The sequence below is a fragment of the Telluria sp. BA11 genome (genome assembly GCF_056680305.1).
Genome location: NZ_CM155275.1, coordinates 3435770 through 3452658 on the forward strand (window position 1 = coordinate 3435770; position 16889 = coordinate 3452658).

Annotated in this window: 15 protein-coding genes; 7 read left to right on the forward strand and 8 right to left on the reverse strand. The window is 64.2% G+C overall.

From position 1 onward, the window contains the following. Nucleotides 1–134 precede the first annotated feature (134 nt). Nucleotides 135–2801: a DNA topoisomerase III gene (locus tag AC1MGT_RS15120; protein ID WP_499500831.1), complete on the forward strand. Its 2667-nt coding sequence runs from the start codon at nt 135–137 to the stop codon at nt 2799–2801. A 71-nt stretch (nt 2802–2872) separates the two neighbouring features. On the opposite strand, the gene AC1MGT_RS15125 is transcribed toward AC1MGT_RS15120, so the two are convergent. The 3 genes from AC1MGT_RS15125 to AC1MGT_RS15135 are packed head-to-tail and all read right to left on the reverse strand — an operon-like array spanning nt 2873 to nt 7624. Continuing rightward, complete coding sequence (locus tag AC1MGT_RS15125) at nt 2873–3079, reverse strand: addiction module protein (RefSeq protein ID WP_332532557.1); 207 nt, start codon at nt 3077–3079, stop codon at nt 2873–2875. 43 nt (nt 3080–3122) lie between these two features. Next, nucleotides 3123–6728: an ABC transporter permease/M1 family aminopeptidase gene (locus tag AC1MGT_RS15130; RefSeq protein WP_499500832.1), complete on the reverse strand. Its 3606-nt coding sequence runs from the start codon at nt 6726–6728 to the stop codon at nt 3123–3125. Nucleotides 6729–6730: 2 nt separating this feature from the next. Then, entirely contained in the window at nt 6731–7624 is an 894-nt protein-coding gene (locus AC1MGT_RS15135) for an ABC transporter ATP-binding protein (RefSeq protein ID WP_258836680.1), read from the reverse strand. Nucleotides 7625–7854: 230 nt separating this feature from the next. Between AC1MGT_RS15135 and AC1MGT_RS15140 the strand changes: the two genes are divergently transcribed. Both AC1MGT_RS15140 and coq7 read left to right on the forward strand, forming a co-directional pair. Next, nucleotides 7855–8286, forward strand: coding sequence for a hypothetical protein (locus tag AC1MGT_RS15140; RefSeq protein ID WP_499500833.1), 432 nt, complete (start codon nt 7855–7857; stop codon nt 8284–8286). 15 nt (nt 8287–8301) lie between these two features. Further along, nucleotides 8302–8946 carry a 2-polyprenyl-3-methyl-6-methoxy-1,4-benzoquinone monooxygenase gene (gene coq7, locus AC1MGT_RS15145; RefSeq protein WP_499453189.1) on the forward strand — a complete coding sequence of 215 codons (645 nt, stop codon included), beginning with the start codon at nt 8302–8304 and terminating at the stop codon, nt 8944–8946. A gap of 9 nt (nt 8947–8955) precedes the next feature. On the opposite strand, the gene AC1MGT_RS15150 is transcribed toward coq7, so the two are convergent. From AC1MGT_RS15150 to AC1MGT_RS15165, 4 genes are read right to left on the reverse strand one after another with little or no spacing between them, the layout of a single operon-like run. Continuing rightward, nucleotides 8956–9378, reverse strand: coding sequence for an OsmC family protein (locus AC1MGT_RS15150; RefSeq protein ID WP_499500834.1), 423 nt, complete (start codon nt 9376–9378; stop codon nt 8956–8958). A 54-nt stretch (nt 9379–9432) separates the two neighbouring features. Next, entirely contained in the window at nt 9433–10617 is a 1185-nt protein-coding gene (locus tag AC1MGT_RS15155; protein ID WP_499500835.1) for an ABC transporter permease, read from the reverse strand. Continuing rightward, a complete protein-coding gene (locus tag AC1MGT_RS15160) occupies nt 10614–11345 on the reverse strand; it encodes an ABC transporter ATP-binding protein (RefSeq protein ID WP_258836675.1) in 732 nt (243 codons plus the stop codon). Before AC1MGT_RS15160 ends, AC1MGT_RS15155 begins: the two co-directional genes overlap by 4 nt. A gap of 13 nt (nt 11346–11358) precedes the next feature. Then, on the reverse strand, nt 11359–12798 hold the full coding sequence (locus AC1MGT_RS15165; protein WP_499500836.1) for an alpha/beta fold hydrolase: 1440 nt from the start codon (nt 12796–12798) through the stop codon (nt 11359–11361). Between the two features lie 264 nt (nt 12799–13062). Between AC1MGT_RS15165 and rplM the strand changes: the two genes are divergently transcribed. The 4 genes from rplM to erpA all read left to right on the forward strand — a co-directional run bounded on the left by rplM (nt 13063) and on the right by erpA (nt 15695). After that, nucleotides 13063–13491 carry a 50S ribosomal protein L13 gene (gene rplM / locus AC1MGT_RS15170; protein WP_183556744.1) on the forward strand — a complete coding sequence of 143 codons (429 nt, stop codon included), beginning with the start codon at nt 13063–13065 and terminating at the stop codon, nt 13489–13491. Nucleotides 13492–13500: 9 nt separating this feature from the next. Beyond that, a complete protein-coding gene (rpsI, locus tag AC1MGT_RS15175) occupies nt 13501–13893 on the forward strand; it encodes a 30S ribosomal protein S9 (RefSeq protein WP_183556746.1) in 393 nt (130 codons plus the stop codon). A 166-nt stretch (nt 13894–14059) separates the two neighbouring features. Then, nucleotides 14060–15097, forward strand: coding sequence for an N-acetyl-gamma-glutamyl-phosphate reductase (gene argC / locus AC1MGT_RS15180; protein ID WP_183556748.1), 1038 nt, complete (start codon nt 14060–14062; stop codon nt 15095–15097). A 229-nt stretch (nt 15098–15326) separates the two neighbouring features. Continuing rightward, entirely contained in the window at nt 15327–15695 is a 369-nt protein-coding gene (gene erpA, locus AC1MGT_RS15185) for an iron-sulfur cluster insertion protein ErpA (RefSeq protein WP_183556750.1), read from the forward strand. 69 nt (nt 15696–15764) lie between these two features. On the opposite strand, the gene AC1MGT_RS15190 is transcribed toward erpA, so the two are convergent. After that, entirely contained in the window at nt 15765–16862 is a 1098-nt protein-coding gene (locus AC1MGT_RS15190) for an anhydro-N-acetylmuramic acid kinase (protein WP_499500837.1), read from the reverse strand. Nucleotides 16863–16889 lie beyond the last annotated feature (27 nt).

Genomic DNA, 16889 nt, shown 5'->3' on the forward strand with positions numbered 1-16889 from the left:
AAACCCGCTTATCATTGGCCGCTTCCTTCAGGACGTTACCAAACTGGCATGATGGCCAGAATTTCACCGGTGCTGGCCCGAGCATGTATGATGCGCAAGCCCCACACTATATAGACAGTACGACGAGAAACACTATGACCAAATCCCTCATCATCGCCGAGAAGCCGTCGGTCGCGAACGACATCGCCAAGACGCTGGGCGGCTTCACCAAGCACGATGAGTACTTCGAATCGGACGAATTCGTGCTCTCGTCGGCTGTTGGCCACCTGCTCGAAATCGCCGTGCCAGAAGAGCACGACGTCAAGCGCGGCAAGTGGAGCTTCACGCACCTGCCGATGATCCCGCCGTACTTCGCGCTCAACCCGATCGCCAAGACCGAATCGCGCCTGAAGGTGTTGAATCGTTTGATCAAGCGCAAAGATGTCACGACTCTGATCAACGCATGCGATGCCGGGCGTGAGGGTGAGCTGATCTTCCGCCTGATCGCGCAGAACGCGAAGGCCAAGCAACCGGTCAAGCGCCTGTGGCTGCAGTCGATGACGGCAGGTGCGATCCGCGACGGCTTCGCCAATCTGCGCAGCGACGAAGAAATGCTGCCGCTGGCCGACGCCGCGCGCTGCCGCTCCGAAGCCGATTGGTTGATCGGTATCAATGGCACGCGCGCCATGACAGCGTTCAACTCGAAAGAGGGCGGCTTCTACCTGACCACCGTCGGCCGCGTGCAGACGCCGACGCTGTCGATCGTCGTCGAGCGCGAAGAAAAGATCAAGAAATTCGTCCCGCGCGACTACTGGGAAGTGCGCGCCGAGTTCGTGTGCGCCGCCGGTATCTACGAAGGCCGTTGGCTCGACCAGAAGTTCAAGAAGGACGAGAACGACCCTGAAAAACGCGCCGAGCGCCTGTGGAGCAAGACCGCGGCCGACTCGATCGCCGCCGCCTGCCGCGGCAAGCAGGGCGCCGTCACCGAAGAATCCAAGCCGACCACGTCGATGGCGCCAGCGCTGTTCGACCTGACCAGCCTGCAGCGCGAAGCCAACGGCCGCTTCGGTTTCTCGGCCAAGAACACGCTGGGCCTGGCCCAGGCGCTGTACGAAAAGCACAAGGTGCTGACCTACCCGCGTACCGATTCGCGTCACTTGCCAGAAGACTATATCGCCACGGTCAAGGAAACGCTCGTCGCGCTGGCCGAGACCAATAACTACAATCAGTTCGCCAAGCAAGTGACCAAGGGCGGCTGGGTCAAGCCGAACAAGCGCATTTTCGACAACACCAAGATTTCGGATCACTTCGCGATCATCCCGACCGGCATCGTGCCGAAGAACCTGTCCGAGCCGGAACAAAAACTGTACGACCTGGTCACGCGCCGCTTCCTGGCCGTGTTCTTCCCGGCCGCTGAATTTTTGGTCACGACGCGCTTTACCGAAGTCTCGGGCCACCAGTTCAAGACCGAAGGCAAGGTCATGACCAATCCCGGCTGGCTGGCCGTGTACGGCAAGGACCTGGGCGACGACAAGGATGGCGCCAACCTGGTGCCGGTGGCCAAGGGCGAGAAGGTCCTGACCGAAAAAATCACGGCCAACGGCCTGGTCACCAAACCACCGGCGCGCTACAACGAAGCGACGCTGCTGTCGGCCATGGAAGGCGCCGGCAAGCTGATCGACTCGGACGAGCTGCGCGACGCGATGGCCGGCAAGGGCCTGGGCACGCCGGCAACGCGCGCCGCCATCATCGAGGGTCTGCTGACCGAGAAATACCTGCTGCGCGAAGGCCGCGAGCTGATGCCGACCGCCAAAGCTTCGCAGCTGATGACCTTGCTGCGCGGCCTGGGTGTGAATGAACTGACAGCGCCCGAGCTGACCGGCGAATGGGAATTCAAGCTGTCGCAAATGGAAAAGGGCAAGATCTCGCGTGAAGAATTCATGCGCGAAATCGCCCAGATGACCCAGATCATCGTCAAGCGCGCCAAGGAATACAGCAACGACACGATCCCGGGCGACTATGCGACGCTCACCACCCCGTGCCCGAACTGCGCGAATGTGGTCAAGGAAAACTACCGCCGCTTCGCCTGCACCAAATGCGATTTCTCGATGAGCAAGACGCCGGGCAGCCGCCAGTTCGAGATCAGCGAAGTCGAAGAGCTGCTTGAAAAACGCACGATTGGCCCGCTGCAAGGCTTCCGCTCGAAGATGGGCCGCCCGTTTGCCGCCATCCTGCGCATCGTGCGCGACGAAGAGATCAAGAACTTCAAGCTCGAGTTCGATTTTGGCCAGGACGATGAAGGCGCCGATGGCGAAGGCGTGGACTTTACTGGCCAGACGCCGGTCGGTCCGTGCCCGAAGTGCACCGGTGGCGTGTTTGAAATGCCATTGGCCTATGTGTGCGAACACAGTGTGGCCAAGCCGAAGACGTGCGATTTCCGCAGCGGGCGCATCATCCTGCAGCAGGAAATCCTGCCTGAGCAGATGAGCAAGTTGCTCAATGAAGGCAAGACCGATCTGCTGCCGGGCTTTGTGTCGCAGCGCACGCGGCGCGCCTTCAAGGCGTTCCTGGTGCGTGGCAAGGACAACAAGATCAGCTTCGAGTTCGAAGAGCGCAAGGCCAAGCCGGGTGCCAAGGTCAAGGCGGGCGCTGCCGATGGCGCCGCAGACGCCGAGGCAACGGTCGACGGTGCAGCCGCACCGGTGAAGGCCGCGCGCAAGGCGGCCGCCAAGCCAGCGGCGAAGAAAGCACCTGCCGCCAAGAAGGCAGTGGCCAAGAAGCCGGCGGCCAAGAAAGCGCCTGCCAAAAAGGCGGCGAAATAAACCAGCGCCCACCGGCGTAAAAAAACCGCGGCATGCCGCGGTTTTTTGTTTTTCAGACGAATCGAACGCTGTCAGTCCTGCCATTCCTTCAATGCGCGAATGGCTGCTTCGCCGTTGTGAATGGCTTGCACGCGCCGCACGACTTCATTGCGCCACGCTTCATCGGCGTCCTGATCGGGACCGTCGATATCCTGCAGCAGCATGTGTAGCACTTGCTGTTTCTCTGTTGCGTTCAGCATCTGGATTTTTTCGGTAATCTCCGTGACCAGGTTTGACATGACGCTTCCTCCCCCATATTTTGATTTGATCATAGCGCGAGAACTACGGCTTGTCGACTGTACGCATATTGTCACGCGGTTTTCGATCGATCAGCTTGTTATCGGGATCGATGCCGGCGCGCGCCGGGATGCCATCGACCACCAGCGTAATCTGCTGTTCGGCCCGGCTGACGAGGCGCCGTTCGCGCACCAGGGGATTGCCGTCGCTGTCGTCCACACCGAATTCGATGAAGTCGTGTAGCGGCATCGGCTGTTCTTCACCCTGGTCGGTAGCGCGCATCTTGCCGGCGCTGGCGCGGATCGTCACCTCGTACCTGCCATCGGCGCGCCGGCGCGCCGTGGCGCTGTCGGCCCGGTTCTCGTACAGCACGATCGATTCGAACAGGTCGTCGATCAGATAGGCCTTCGAGGGCGGCGTCACGGCGCGCAGGCCGTCAATCAGGCTGGACGCGGTCGGGTAGGGCGGGCCCTGGTAGCCGTGCTGCGCCAACAGCCCGCGCAGCACGCCGTTGACGACATCCTCGCCCAGCATGTCCTGCATCAGGTACAGCGCCAGCGCGCCCTTCTGGTACTGGATGTAAGGCTGCTGTTCGTTGAGCGCCAGCGGCGCTTCCTTGCGCTGCTCGTTCGCGCGGCCCCTCAGGTAGCCGTCGAGGTCATAGCGCAGGAAGCGCCGCATCTTGCCCGCGCCGTAGGCGCGCTGCATGACCATCAGCGCCATGTACTCGGACACCCCTTCGCTGAGCACCGTGCTGCCGCGCGTGTTGGCGCCGATGAGCTGGTGCCCCCACCACTGGTGCGCCGTCTCGTGCGCGCTGATGTAGAACGGGTAGTCGAGGTCTTTCGGCGAGCCGGGATCGATGCGCGCAATGAAGCCGGCGCTTTCCGAGAACGGGATCACGCCCGGGTAGGCAACGGCCATGCTGCTGTAGCGGGGGAATTCGACAATGCGCAGTTCGCGCAGCGGATAGCGCCCGAAGTTGCGCGCGCCGTAGTCGAGGCCCGCCTGGGCGCCGCGCACCATGCGCTCCACGTTCGCTTCGTGGCCCGGGTGGTAATACACGTCGATCGTTACGTCCTGCCAGCGTTCGTGGCGCACTTCGTAGCGCGCCGACTGGAAGGCGTAGTTGTTCAGCATCGGGCGGTCCATCTTGTAGCGGAAGTAGCGCCGCCCGTCCTGGCTCCATTCGCGCACCAGCGTGCCTGGCGCCACCGCAATCTGGTCGGCGCTGGTGCTGACGGTGGTCTCGAAGTCGATCCAGTCGGCGTCCACGCCCAGCAGGTGGTTGGCGCGCGCCGCCGGGTCATCGCGCGCGGCCATGCGCGCGCGCGGGGCCAGGCCATAGCGGCGGCGATCGCGCTCGTCGCGCAGTTCCACCGCCGGCTGGTAGCCGATGCGCGGCATGACGTCATCCGTAAAGAAGGTGCCGTTGGCCACCACCGGCGTTTCGCTGCCCAGGCCCAGCAGGCCGCGCGGCGCGTAGTCGACGGTGAAGTCCAGCGCCATGCGTGCGCCCGGCGCCATCGGCGCGGCCAGGCGGTAGCGATAGAAACCGCGCTCGGGGTCACTGGCCGCCAGCGTTGCCGGCTGTGTGAACGTCACGTTCAGGCGCGCGCCGCGCTGCTGGTACAGGACCACGTCCGACACCGGCTTGCCACTGCGGTTTTCAAGCTGATAACGGCCCTTGACCTGCAGCGCGCGCGCGGCCGGATGGATGGCCGTGTCGAGCCTGACGGCCGTGATGCGTGGCTGCGGCAGGAAGGCGGTGCGGTGGTAGCGTTGTTCGTAGTCGGCGCGCAGCTGTTCGGTCTGGCGCGCGCTCAGGTAGCCGCCCTGCGCCATTTCCCATGCGATGAAGGCGCCGCTGCTCGCGAACACGACGGCGCCGGCGCCGATCGTGGCCAGCACCGGGATGCTCAAGCTGCGGCGCGCCAGGTGCAGGCGCTCGCGCCAGCCGCTGTCGACGCCGCGCGGCCACAGCGCGCGCGCCGCGCCCAGCAGCATCAGCGCCGCGCCGCCCCAGTACAGCAGGTAGAAGCGTTCGCGCAGCAGGTAGTGGCCAAAGCCGTTTATCGCTGAATAAGTGAGGTCGGGCCAGACCGCGTACAGCACCAGCGGATGATCCAGGCCCGCACCGTTGAAGGCGAGCGCCGCCAGCACCCAGCCGATCATGACGAAGTTGGCCAGGTATTTGTGGTTGACGATGACTTGCACGGCGATCGCCAGCACCGCGAGCAGCGCGAAGTGGGGCAGCATGACCGAGAACAGCGCCTGCAGGTACAGGCCCGGTTCGAGCTGGAAGTACCCCTTGAACAGCTGGATCAGCATGGCCGTGACCATGGCGACGAGCAGCAGGCAGGCTTGCAGCCCGACCAGCGCCAGCGTCTTGCTGGCCAGCGGCAGCCCGCTTGGCACCGGCAGCGCATCGAGAATCTGGCTGGTGCGCATCTCGCGCTCGCGCCAGACCAGTTCACCGGCATAGAAGATGGTCGTGATGATCACGAACAGGCCGGTCACATCGCGGATCAGTTCCAGCATCATGTAGGTGACGGGATAGGTCGGCGTGCCATATACCGCGCCCAGGTCAAGCGCGCTGCCGATCAGTGCCAGCACGCCGGCCGTGGCCAGCGCCACGAAGTACGCGTTGCGGATCGATTCGCGCAGCTCGCCCCAGCTTGATTTGACGAGCAGCACGGCCAGGCTGCGGGCCGCGAAATCCGGGGGCGTGCTGGTGTCGAGTGCCGCGCGCGATAATGGCGGGGTGAACCCGGAGGGCAGTCCGGACGGCAGTTCGGGCGCCAGCTTGCGGCGCGCGCGCGTCTGGCCTTCGGTCTCGCCGACGGCCTGGAAGCGCCAGTAGCCAAGCAGCAGCACCAGCAGCGAGAAGCCGGCCCAGATCACGCGGTTGACCAGGTACACGTCGGTCAATGCGATCAGGCGCACGTTGCGCTCGGCCAGCGGCCAGTATTCGGTCAGGCGGATCAGGGCCGTGGTGCCGAACGGGTCGATCAGCGCGGCCAGCGTCTTGAAATCGAGGTCGCGCGCCAGCGACGGGGCAATGGTGTACCCGAGCGTCATGATGACGCTGGCCACGTACACCGGCAGCATGCGCCGGGTGAGGGCGGCCAGCACGAAGAAGATCGCGCCAAAGATGAACAGGTTGGGCAGGAGCGTGAACAGGTACGGCGTGAGCCAGGCGGCCAGCGGCGCGCCGCCGAGGCGATCGGGCGCGATCCCGGGCAGCATGGTGCCGAACCACAGGCCCAGCACGATGCCGGCGAAGATCACGGCCAGCGTGGCATACGCGCCCAGGAAGCGGCCGAACACGTAGTCGGCCTTGCGCAGCGGCGCGCTGAAAAAGAAGTGGTGCATCTCGTGCTCGAAATCCTGCTGCACCGCGCGCCCCATGACGGCTGCGGCAACAATGACCCCGAGGCTGCCGAGCATCGCGGTGGCCAGCGCGATCTGGCGCGGCCCATCGATCGCGATGCGGGTGCCGAACGTGATCGACAGCTCGCGAAACGCGCCGCCCGACGCCACCATCCACAGCATCCCGAGCGCCAGGAAGCCGCCAAAATACACCCAGGTCGACAGCAGCCGCAGGCGCTGCCTGGCCTCGAAACGGGCAATGACGAGCAGTGCGCGCACGGTCAGCAATCCCCGGCGGCGGGATTATGACGGCCGGCGATGGTGGCGAAGTACACGTCGTCCAGGCTCGCGCGGGCCGGCTCGAAGCCGTCGCCCGGATCGTCCTCGGCATACACGTGGATCAGCGTGCGGCCACTGAGCAGGCGGCTCGAGATCACGCTGTGGCGTGCCTGAAATGCCGGCAGTTCGGCCTTGGTGACGAAGCGCGCCCAGATGAAGTCTTCGATGCCGTAGATGAGTTCTTGCGGCTCGCCGCACAGCAGCACCTGGCCCTTGTTGATGATCGCCATATTGGCGCACAGGTCGGCCACGTCGGACACGATGTGGGTCGAGAGCAGCACGGTGCGCTCTTCGCCGATGTCCGACAGCAGGTTGTGAAAGCGCACGCGTTCCTGCGGATCCAGGCCGGCCGTGGGTTCGTCGACGATGATCAGGCGCGGGTCGCCCAGCAGGGCCTGGGCAATGCCGAAGCGCTGGCGCATGCCGCCCGAAAAGGTGCCCAGGCGCTGCGCGCGTACGTCCCAAAGATTGGTTTGCTGCAGCAGGCCGTCCACGACTTCGCGCCGGCGCGTCCGGTGCGACAGGCCCTTGAGCTGCGCGAAATGGTCGAGCAGGTCGTACGCCGTGACCTTCGGGTAGACGCCAAAATCCTGCGGCAGGTAGCCGAGCATGCGGCGCACCGCGTCTTTCTCGTCCAGCACATCGATATCGTCGAGGAACACCGAGCCGGCGTCGCATTCCTGCAGCGTGGCGAGAATCCGCATCAGTGTCGATTTGCCCGCGCCATTCGGCCCGAGCAGCCCGAACATCCCGGCAGGGATATTCAGCGTGACACGGTCGAGCGCGACCACGCCGTTGGCGTAGGTCTTGGACAAATTGCGGATCTTTAATTGCATGACAACTCCTGGCTGCAGTGATGTATTTACATCGCAGCTACTCTTTTTTCACACTGGCATTGTATTCAATCGACACGGCCAGGACAGGCACGGTGCGATGCACGGGCCAAAGCGGGCCACAGGCTGCATTATCCGGTGACAGGGTGCATGCCGGGTTTCTTTCTATAAATTTGTTGTCCTGCACAACGGGTGTGCGGCCCAGGCCTGCCCAAATTATGGATAATGGCAACATGGATGCCGCCACCCAAGACAAACTCTTGACCCTGATGCGCGAAGGGCGCAGCCGGGCCGAATCGACCGACTGGTTCCGTGTCGGCCTGGGCCTCGTGTACCTGGCCGGCCTGATGACCAAGGACGAGATCGACTTCAAGACAGTCGACCGCGAATTCAACCGCTTCATCTATCACACGCTGGGCAAGGGCCACACGATCACCAGCGTGCTGCAGTTCATGAGCGGCGAGAAGGTCATGCCCACCGTGGAATCAAGCCGTTTTCTGGATGCGTTTTCCCGCCACTGTCCCGGCGTGCCGATCGTGTCGGTGCCGTACCTGCTCGAACTGAACCTGGGCGTGGCCAAGAACATCTCGGGGATCGAGCCCGAAGGCCCGCTGGTCGAGTGGATCGCGAGAACGAAGGCATATAATGAAGGCCTCAGCGACTAGATTACCGAGCCAGCCATGACCGCAAATCGTTTCATCAGCCCCCTGGACCACCTGATTGTCGGCGTCGACAAGGCCTTGCGCGTCGTCGGCGGCGTGACCGCCATGTCGCGCCCGAACCCGGCCACGCACGCCATGGACAGCGAACTGTCCGATACCGATCGCCGTCACAGCGCAGGCCTGATGCGCGTGAACCATGTCGGCGAAGTGTGCGCCCAGGCCCTGTACGATGCGCAGGCCAGTTTTGCCCACACGCCGCAACTGCGCGCGCAGTTCGAAGAAGCCGGCCAGGAAGAAGAAGACCACCTGGCCTGGTGCGCGCAGCGGCTGGATGAACTGGGTTCGCAACCGAGCGTACTCAATCCGCTGTGGTATGCGGGCGCCTATGTGATGGGCGCCGTGGCGGCCCGGATCGGCGATCCGGTCAGCCTGGGCTTCGTGGTGGAGACCGAGCGCCAGGTCGAGGCGCACCTGAACAGCCACCTCGAACTGCTGCCGCAGCAGGACGCCAAATCGCGCGCGATCGTCGATCAGATGCGCATCGATGAAATCGCGCACGCCGACGCGGCCCAGGCGATGGGCGCAGCCCCGTTGCCGATGCCGGTCAAGATGGCGATGCGGGCGATGGCCAAGGTCATGACCACCGCCGCCTACCGCATCTGAAGCCCCGTTTTAAGCTTCGACGATCTCGATCGAGTGCGTGATCTCGGCGGTCTTGGCCAGCATGGCCGACGCCGAGCAGTACTTGTCATGCGATAGCTGCACCGCGCGTTCGACCGCCGCCGGTTTCAGGTTGCGGCCCGTGACCACGAAGTGGAAGTTAATCTTCGTGAAGACCTTCGGATCGGTCTCGGCACGCTCGGCCTGCAGCGTCACGTCGCACCCGCGCACGTCTTCGCGCCCGCGCTTGAGGATCAGCACCACGTCATACGCGGCGCAGCCGCCGGTGCCGATCAACACCATCTCCATCGGGCGCGGCGCCAGATTGTGGCCGCCGCCTTCCGGCGCGCCATCCATTGCCACCATGTGGCCGCTGCCCGTCTGGGCCCGGAAGCTCATGCCCGACGGGCCGTTCCAGCTGACTTTTACATCCATGTTCTGCTCCGCTGTGCTGTGTTCTTGAAAAGGGGCTTCGATTGTACGGCGGGATCACACACCCAGCACGTATTTCTCGCTCTTCATGCGCCAGCTCGCGAACGCCACCACCAGCAGCGCCGGGATCAGCGCGCACAAGAATGTCAGCACGAACGGCAGCGGGCCGATGTCGCCCGTCTTGGCCAGTTCCTTGACCAGCGTCTGGTTCGACAGCATCGGCACCAGGTACATCCAGGTCGCGGTCTTGAGTTCCATGAACGAGACCACGAAGCCCGGAATCACGGGCAGGATGGTCACGAAGCTGACCGTGGTCTGGGCTTCCTTGAAGGTCTTCGCGTTCATCGCGAGGCCGATGAACAGGGCGCTCGAGAGCAGCGACAGCGGCACCGTGACCAGGCACACGAGCATCAGCTCACCCCAGCCCAGGTTCCACGACATGCCGATTTCCTCGAGCGGCAGCCAGCGCAGGATGGCGTGCGCGACGCACAGGATCAGCGTCACGCCCAGCAGCGACGGCACGCTCGCGGCCAGCCATTTGCCGACCACCAGTTCCCAGCTGCGGGCCGGCTGCGCCATCAGCACTTCGAGCGAGCGCCGTTCGCGTTCGCCCGCCGTGCTGTCGACGGCCGCCGACAGGTTCAGGAAAAACGCCGGTAAAAACAGGATACCGATGATGCCGCCGATGACCATCGCCGAGCGCGAGGCGTTGGTGCCCGTGTCATGGCGCTGCAGCTCGATGGGCGAGAGCGTGGCGGGCGAGACGCCGTGCGCGAGCAGGCGCGCGCTGGCGATATTGCTGCTGTAGGCCTGCAGGATGTCTTCGACGTCGCGCCGCTGCGGGCCGCTCTCGGTGGACGAATCGAACCACAGCTCCAGGCGCGCCGGGCGCATGGCCTGGTAGTTGGCGACGTAGTCGTCCGTCACGCGCAGCACGGCGACGGTCTTTTTGGCGCGCAGCAGGTCCCCAATGGCGTCTTCATTCATCGGCGCGGCCTCGGTGACGGTCACGCTGCGCTCGCGCAGCTGGGCCATCAGGGTCGGCGCTTTCGCGCCGCCGATGACGACCATCTCGATGCCTTCACGCTCGGTGCGCGTGTTCCGTTCGATCATCTGGTTCAGCAGCAGGCCGATGATGGCCGGGTACATCAGCGAGGCGGCCAGCAGGAACGCCAGCGTGCGGCGCTCGCGCAGCATCTCGCGCAGCTCTTTCAAAAACACGATCCGGATCTTGGACTTCATGCGATACCTTCTTCGGTGCCGACCAGGCTGACAAAGGCGTCTTCCAGGTTGGTGATGCCGGTGCGCCGGCACAGTTCTTCGGGCGAGCCCTGGGCCACGGTATGGCCCTTGGCGATGACGATCACGTCGTCGCACAGGTGCGTCACTTCCTGCATCACGTGGGTAGCCATGATCACGCAGCTGCCGTCCTCGCGCAGCGCGTTCAGGGCCGTGCGCAGCGCGCGCGTGCTCATCACGTCCAGGCCGCGGCTCGGTTCATCGAGCAGCAGGTGGCGCGGGCGGTGCAGCAGCGTGCGCGCCAGCGCGACCTTGATGCGCTGGCCCTGCGAAAAGCCCTTGGCCCGGCGATCCAGGATGTCTTCCATGCCCAGCAGCTCGGCCACTTCGCCGATGCGCGTGCGCAGTGCCGGGGCCTGCATGTCGTTGAGTTCGCCGAAATAATGCAGGTATTCGCGGGTGGTCAGGCGCTCGTACAGCCCGAACTGGTCGGTGAGAAAGCCGATATTGCGGCGCACCGCCATCGGGTCCTGTTCGGGGTCGACGCCGCCGATCAGGATGCTGCCGTGGTCGCGTTTGAGCAGGCCGACGAGCGTGCGCAGCAGGGTGGTCTTGCCGGCGCCGTTGGGGCCGAGCAGCGCGGTGATCTGGCCATCGCGCGCGGTGAAGGAAACGCCGCCCAGCGCCTGGACGGCGCCGAAGGCCTTGCGTACATCGTGAACTTCGATCATGGCGTGTCCGAATCTATGGTTGCGGCCCGGCGCTGCCGAGCTGGAAGGTGGGCGCCGGGATCTCGGCCATGCAGGCCGCGTCGAGCTTGTCCTGCGGATGGTCAAGGAAGGCGCGCAGCAGGCGCGGCGCGCAGCCCAGTTGCGAGACGCCATGGCCTGCATTGGCCACCACGATCTGCTGGGCGTGCGCCATCGACCGGGCGGCGCTCGCGGCGCGGTGCGGCGGCGTGACCGGATCGAGCGCGCCCGAGAGCAGCAGGGCTGGTGCGTCGATGCGGGTCGGTTCTGCATACGGCACGGCCGGCACCTTGATGTCGTCCCTGCACAGCTTCGGCATCATCTCGGCCAGCGGCCGCGCCAGTACGGCGGCGTCAGCCTTCATCAACTCGGGCGTGAAACGGGGTACGTCTTCGGCGCACACCACGGCGAAGTGCAGCAGCATCGACATGCTCGCATCGTTGCCGAAGTCACCGGCCAGGTTCTGGCGCGCGATGAACGGCTGCCAGCGCCCTTGGCTCGCGTTATGGATCAGGAATGGCAGGCGCCGCGCATCGGCCGGCGCATACAGGATGTTGTGTACGGTGCCCAGGAAGCGGTCGGACGACATCGTGAAACTGGTCTGCTCGGCCGTGCGCGGATTGGGCAGCGACAGGCGCAGGTCGCCCGCTTCGAGCCGGGTGACCAGGCGATCGAATTCGGCGCGCAGGTTCGGGTACGCCTTGTGGCAGGCGGCGTCCTTGGCGCAGGCGGCAAACACGCCGTCGAGCGCGGTCTGCGAGTCGCGGCCCCCGGCCGGGATCACCTGGTCGGGCGCGGCCACGCCGTCGAGCACGAGGGCGCGTACGCTCGATGGATAGGCGCGGGCATAGGTTTGCGCCAGGCGCGTGCCGTACGAGCCGCCCCACAGATTGACCTGGCCGTAGCCCAGCGCAAGGCGCACGCGTTCGAGATCGCGCGCGGCGGCCAGCGTGGTGTACGCACTCAAAGGCGACTTGTTGGCCGCGATACAGGCGCGCAGTTCGGCCATCAGTTCGGCGTCGCCCATGGTTTCGTGTTCGGGCTTGCTGACGCAGCCGAGTTTGCCCGAGCGGCCGGTGCCGCGCTGGTCGATGAAGACGATGTCGCGCGTGGCGCGCACGCGGTCGAACGCCGCCTTGAGCAGCACCAGCACATCGCTGCCCGCCTGGCCCGGGCCGCCGGCCAGCACGAACAGCGGATCGGTGCGGCTGCCCTGGCGGAACGCCGGCGCCACGGTCACGTGCAGCGCCAGCGTTGGGCCCTGCGGCTTCGCATGGTCGAGCGGCACCGTCACGCTGACGCAGCGCAGCGCCTCGACCACACCGGGCAGGTGGCAGTTGCGGTCCGTCATGGCCGGTGCGGCGGCGCTGGCGCTGCCCGTAGCCAGCAGCAGCGGCAGCGCCAGCAGGGTGGGCAAAATCTTGAATATCGTCACGACATCTCCTCAGGTTGCAACGATGATAAGTTCGCGTTGTTTCTATGGTCAACCCATTGTTTCAACTATGCATCAAGGCATGCGGACCGGGTCAGGATTGTGGCCGCGCTGGCCCCTGAAAATCACCAGATGGCGATTGACGGCAGTGCCCGTGCAGGTTATGATCGTCGGCTTTCCGTTTGCTCAGGAAAAGATAACAAGGCCGAGTCCGCTGAAGTACAGGGCGGAACCACCATTTGAGCAATTTTTTATTTTGGAATAAACATGAAAACTTTTTCCGCTAAGGGCCATGAAGTCCAGCGCGACTGGTTTGTCATTGACGCGACGGACCTGGTCCTCGGACGTGTTGCCAGCGAAGTGGCACTCCGACTGCGCGGCAAGCACAAGCCGGAATTCACCCCGCACGTCGACACCGGTGACTTCATCGTTGTGATCAATGCAGGCAAACTGCGTGTGACCGGTACCAAGGCCACCGAAAAAACGTACTACCGTCACTCGGGCTACCCGGGCGGTATCTACGAAACGAACTTCCTGAAAATGCAACAGCGTTTCCCAGGTCGCGCACTCGAGAAAGCGGTCAAGGGCATGCTGCCTAAAGGCCCACTCGGCTACGCAATGATCAAGAAGCTGAAAGTGTACGCGGAAGGTTCGCACCCACACGCTGCTCAGCAACCACAAGCACTGACCCTCTAAGGAACTGACATGATCGGTAACTACAACTACGGCACCGGCCGTCGCAAGAGTGCAGTCGCTCGCGTGTTCATCAAAACTGGCACCGGCCTGATCATCGTGAACGGCAAGCCTGCTTCGGAATACTTCTCGCGCGAAACCGGCCTGATGGTCATTCGCCAGCCGCTGGAACTGACCGGCAACGTCGAGCGTTTTGACATCAAGGTCAACGTGCACGGCGGCGGCGAGTCGGGCCAGGCTGGCGCCGTCCGTCACGGCATCACCCGCGCTCTGATCGACTACGACGCAGCACTGAAGCCAGATCTGGCCCGTGCTGGCTTCGTCACCCGCGATGCGCGTGAAGTCGAGCGTAAAAAAGTTGGTCTGCGCAAAGCACGTCGCGCAAAGCAATTCTCGAAGCGTTAATTCGCTTTTGCACAGTGCCTTCGGGCGCTGTGCCGAAAAAGCCGTCCACCGCAAGGTTGGGCGGCTTTTTTGCTTTACAGAGCGGTACACCCCGCATTTCCCAGGCTGTTAAAATGCACCTTCGTCCTGAAATCAGGGCCTTTCTACCATTATCGAGGAATAGAACATGATCAAAGTTGGCATCGTTGGCGGCACCGGATACACGGGCGTGGAATTGCTGCGGCTGTTGGCCGTGCACCCGGATGTGCAACTGACGGCAATCACGTCGCGCAAGGAAGACGGCCTGCCGGTGGCCGACATGTTCCCGTCGCTGCGCGGCCGCGTCGACCTGGCGTTCTCGAGCCCTGATAAAGCCGACCTGAAAAGCTGCGACGTCGTGTTCTTTGCCACCCCGCACGGCGTGGCAATGGCGCAGGCGCCCGAGCTGCTGGCAGCGGGCGTGAAAGTAATCGACCTGGCGGCCGACTTCCGCCTGAAGGATCAGGCCACGTTCGAAAAATGGTACAAGATCGACCACACGGCGCCCGAGCTGCTCGAAGAAGCCGTGTATGGCCTGGCGGAACTGAACCGCGACGCCATCAAGGGCGCGCGCCTGATCGCCAACCCTGGCTGCTACCCGACCACGATGCAGCTTGGCTACTACCCGCTCCTCAAGGCCGGTATCATCGACGCGGGCAACCTGATCGCCGACTGCAAGTCGGGCGTCTCGGGCGCCGGCCGCAAGGCCGAGATCGCCACGTTGTTCTCGGAGTCGAGCGACAACTTCAAGGCCTACGGTGTCAGTGGTCACCGCCACACGCCGGAAACCACGGCCCAGCTGGCACGCTTCACCGACCAGAAAGTTGGCCTGATCTTCACGCCGCACCTGGTGCCGATGATCCGCGGCATGCACGCGACGCTGTATGCGCGCCTGACGAAAGAGATCGACGATGCGGCGCTGCAGGCCCTGTTCGAAGACGAATACAAGGACAGCGAGTTCGTCGATGTGATGCCGTTCGGCTCGCACCCTGAGACGCGCTCGACCCGTGGCTCGAACGTGCTGCGCCTGGCGCTGCATCGCCCGGATGGCGGCGACACGGTCGTGATCCTGGTGGTGCAGGACAACCTGGTCAAGGGCGCGTCGGGCCAGGCCGTTCAGTGCATGAACCTGATGTTCGGGCTGGATGAAGCGACCGGGCTGAAGCAGATCGCGCTGTTGCCGTAACAGGCGTCGCTGGTGCCTGTCGGACTTGAATTGCGGCCACTTGGCCGCATATTCGAGGCTACTGCACCAGCGCTTGCAGAAGGATCATGTCCTCTTGATATTATCAAGGGACGGTACCCTGTCTGAGTGACAACTGGTGTCTCATCTGGCCGACTTTCCCTGAGGGTCGGCAGCATGAGTTCCCCCAACCGTCTATAATGGGCGGAGTTTGATTATCCAGGAGCATTCCATGACCGCAGTCGCCGAAGTAGTAGATTTCGACACGATTCCCGTACCAATCAACTTCACCGACAGCGCGGCACAGAAAGTGGCCCAGCTGATCGAAGAAGAAGGCAACCCCGACCTCAAGCTGCGCGTCTTCGTGCAGGGCGGCGGCTGCTCGGGCTTCCAGTATGGCTTCACCTTCGACGAGATCATCAATGACGATGATACGACGATGGAAAAAGCAGGCGTCCAGCTGTTGATCGATTCGATGAGCTACCAGTACCTGGTCGGCGCCGAGATCGATTACAAGGATGACCTCGAAGGCGCGCAGTTCGTGATCAAGAATCCGAACGCCACCTCGACCTGCGGTTGCGGTTCGTCGTTCTCGGCGTAAGCAGCGCAGCACGACCCGGCAATTGCCGGAGTATCGAAAAAGGCCCGCTTCGAGCGGGCCTTTTTGCGTTCACGCCGGGTACAGCGCGCCCAGAACGCGCAAGCCGCGTGCGCCCGTGACGGCTGGCAGATTGCCCGGCTCGCGCTGCGTGAAGCGCCAACCCAGCCAGGCGAACGCCAACGCTTCAACCCGGTTCGGGGCGACGCCCAGTTCGGCCGTTGACGCCACTGTCACGCCATCGAGCTCGGCGCTGATAGCGCGCAGCAGCGCGCCGTTATAGGCGCCGCCACCGCATATATATACCGCATCCGGCGCGATGCCCTCATCGCGGATGGCGCGTGCGATCGTCACAGCCGTCAGACGCGTGAGCGTGGCCTGGACGTCGGCCGGGGCGACATCCTGGAAAGCAGCCAGCCTGGCATCGAGCCAGGCGGCGTGGAACAGGTCGCGCCCCGTGCTCTTGGGCGCCGGCAGCCCGAAGTACGGCTCATCGAGCAACGCTGCCAGCAACGGCTGGTGGACGGTCCCGCTCGCAGCCCAGGCGCCATCCTCGTCGTAGGCGCGGCCCTGGTGGCGCGCGACCCACAGGTCCATCAATACATTGCCGGGACCGGTATCGAAGCCCGTCACGCCCCCGTCGCCATGCAGCACGCTGATATTGCCGATGCCACCGATGTTGACGACCACGCGCGCGGTACCCGGAGCGCCGAACGCGGCCGCATGAAAGGCCGGCACCAGCGGCGCACCCTGGCCACCGGCAGCGACGTCGCGGCTGCGAAAGTCGGCGATCACGTCCAGGCCGGTGAGTTCGGCCAGCAGCGCCGGATTGTTGGTCTGGCGCGTAAAGCCCAGCTCGGGGCGATGGCGGATCGTCTGGCCATGCACGGCCACGGCAGCAACCTTGCCGGGGCTGGACGGCAATAGCGCACGCACGCAGTCGGCATAGGCCAGCGCCAGTGCATTGGCGGCTAGCGCCTCGCGCTCAAGTTCGTTGTGGCTGGCCGCCTGCAGCGCCATCAGCTCATCGCGCAGGTCGGCAGGGAAGGGTGTAAAGGCGGCGGCGATCGTGCGGATCGCGTCTTGCGAAAAGTCGGCCAGCACGCCATCGACGCCGTCGAGGCTGGTGCCTGACATCAGGCCAATGAAAAGGGAAGGGGTCTCGGTCATGGTGTTATGAAAAAATCAGGCCATACA

What these genes read in the sequence shown, in the direction of transcription:
- rplM (WP_183556744.1), top strand. Translation starts at nt 13,063, where the DNA reads ATGAAAACTTTTTCCGCTAAGGGCCATGAAGTCCAGCGCGACTGGTTT.
- coq7 (WP_499453189.1), top strand. Translation starts at nt 8,302, where the DNA reads ATGACCGCAAATCGTTTCATCAGCCCCCTGGACCACCTGATTGTCGGC.
- argC (WP_183556748.1), top strand. Translation starts at nt 14,060, where the DNA reads ATGATCAAAGTTGGCATCGTTGGCGGCACCGGATACACGGGCGTGGAA.
- AC1MGT_RS15190 (WP_499500837.1), bottom strand. Translation starts at nt 16,862, where the DNA reads ATGACCGAGACCCCTTCCCTTTTCATTGGCCTGATGTCAGGCACCAGC.
- AC1MGT_RS15125 (WP_332532557.1), bottom strand. Translation starts at nt 3,079, where the DNA reads ATGTCAAACCTGGTCACGGAGATTACCGAAAAAATCCAGATGCTGAAC.
- erpA (WP_183556750.1), top strand. Translation starts at nt 15,327, where the DNA reads ATGACCGCAGTCGCCGAAGTAGTAGATTTCGACACGATTCCCGTACCA.
- AC1MGT_RS15140 (WP_499500833.1), top strand. Translation starts at nt 7,855, where the DNA reads ATGGATGCCGCCACCCAAGACAAACTCTTGACCCTGATGCGCGAAGGG.
- AC1MGT_RS15150 (WP_499500834.1), bottom strand. Translation starts at nt 9,378, where the DNA reads ATGGATGTAAAAGTCAGCTGGAACGGCCCGTCGGGCATGAGCTTCCGG.
- AC1MGT_RS15155 (WP_499500835.1), bottom strand. Translation starts at nt 10,617, where the DNA reads ATGAAGTCCAAGATCCGGATCGTGTTTTTGAAAGAGCTGCGCGAGATG.
- rpsI (WP_183556746.1), top strand. Translation starts at nt 13,501, where the DNA reads ATGATCGGTAACTACAACTACGGCACCGGCCGTCGCAAGAGTGCAGTC.
- AC1MGT_RS15135 (WP_258836680.1), bottom strand. Translation starts at nt 7,624, where the DNA reads ATGCAATTAAAGATCCGCAATTTGTCCAAGACCTACGCCAACGGCGTG.
- AC1MGT_RS15120 (WP_499500831.1), top strand. Translation starts at nt 135, where the DNA reads ATGACCAAATCCCTCATCATCGCCGAGAAGCCGTCGGTCGCGAACGAC.
- AC1MGT_RS15160 (WP_258836675.1), bottom strand. Translation starts at nt 11,345, where the DNA reads ATGATCGAAGTTCACGATGTACGCAAGGCCTTCGGCGCCGTCCAGGCG.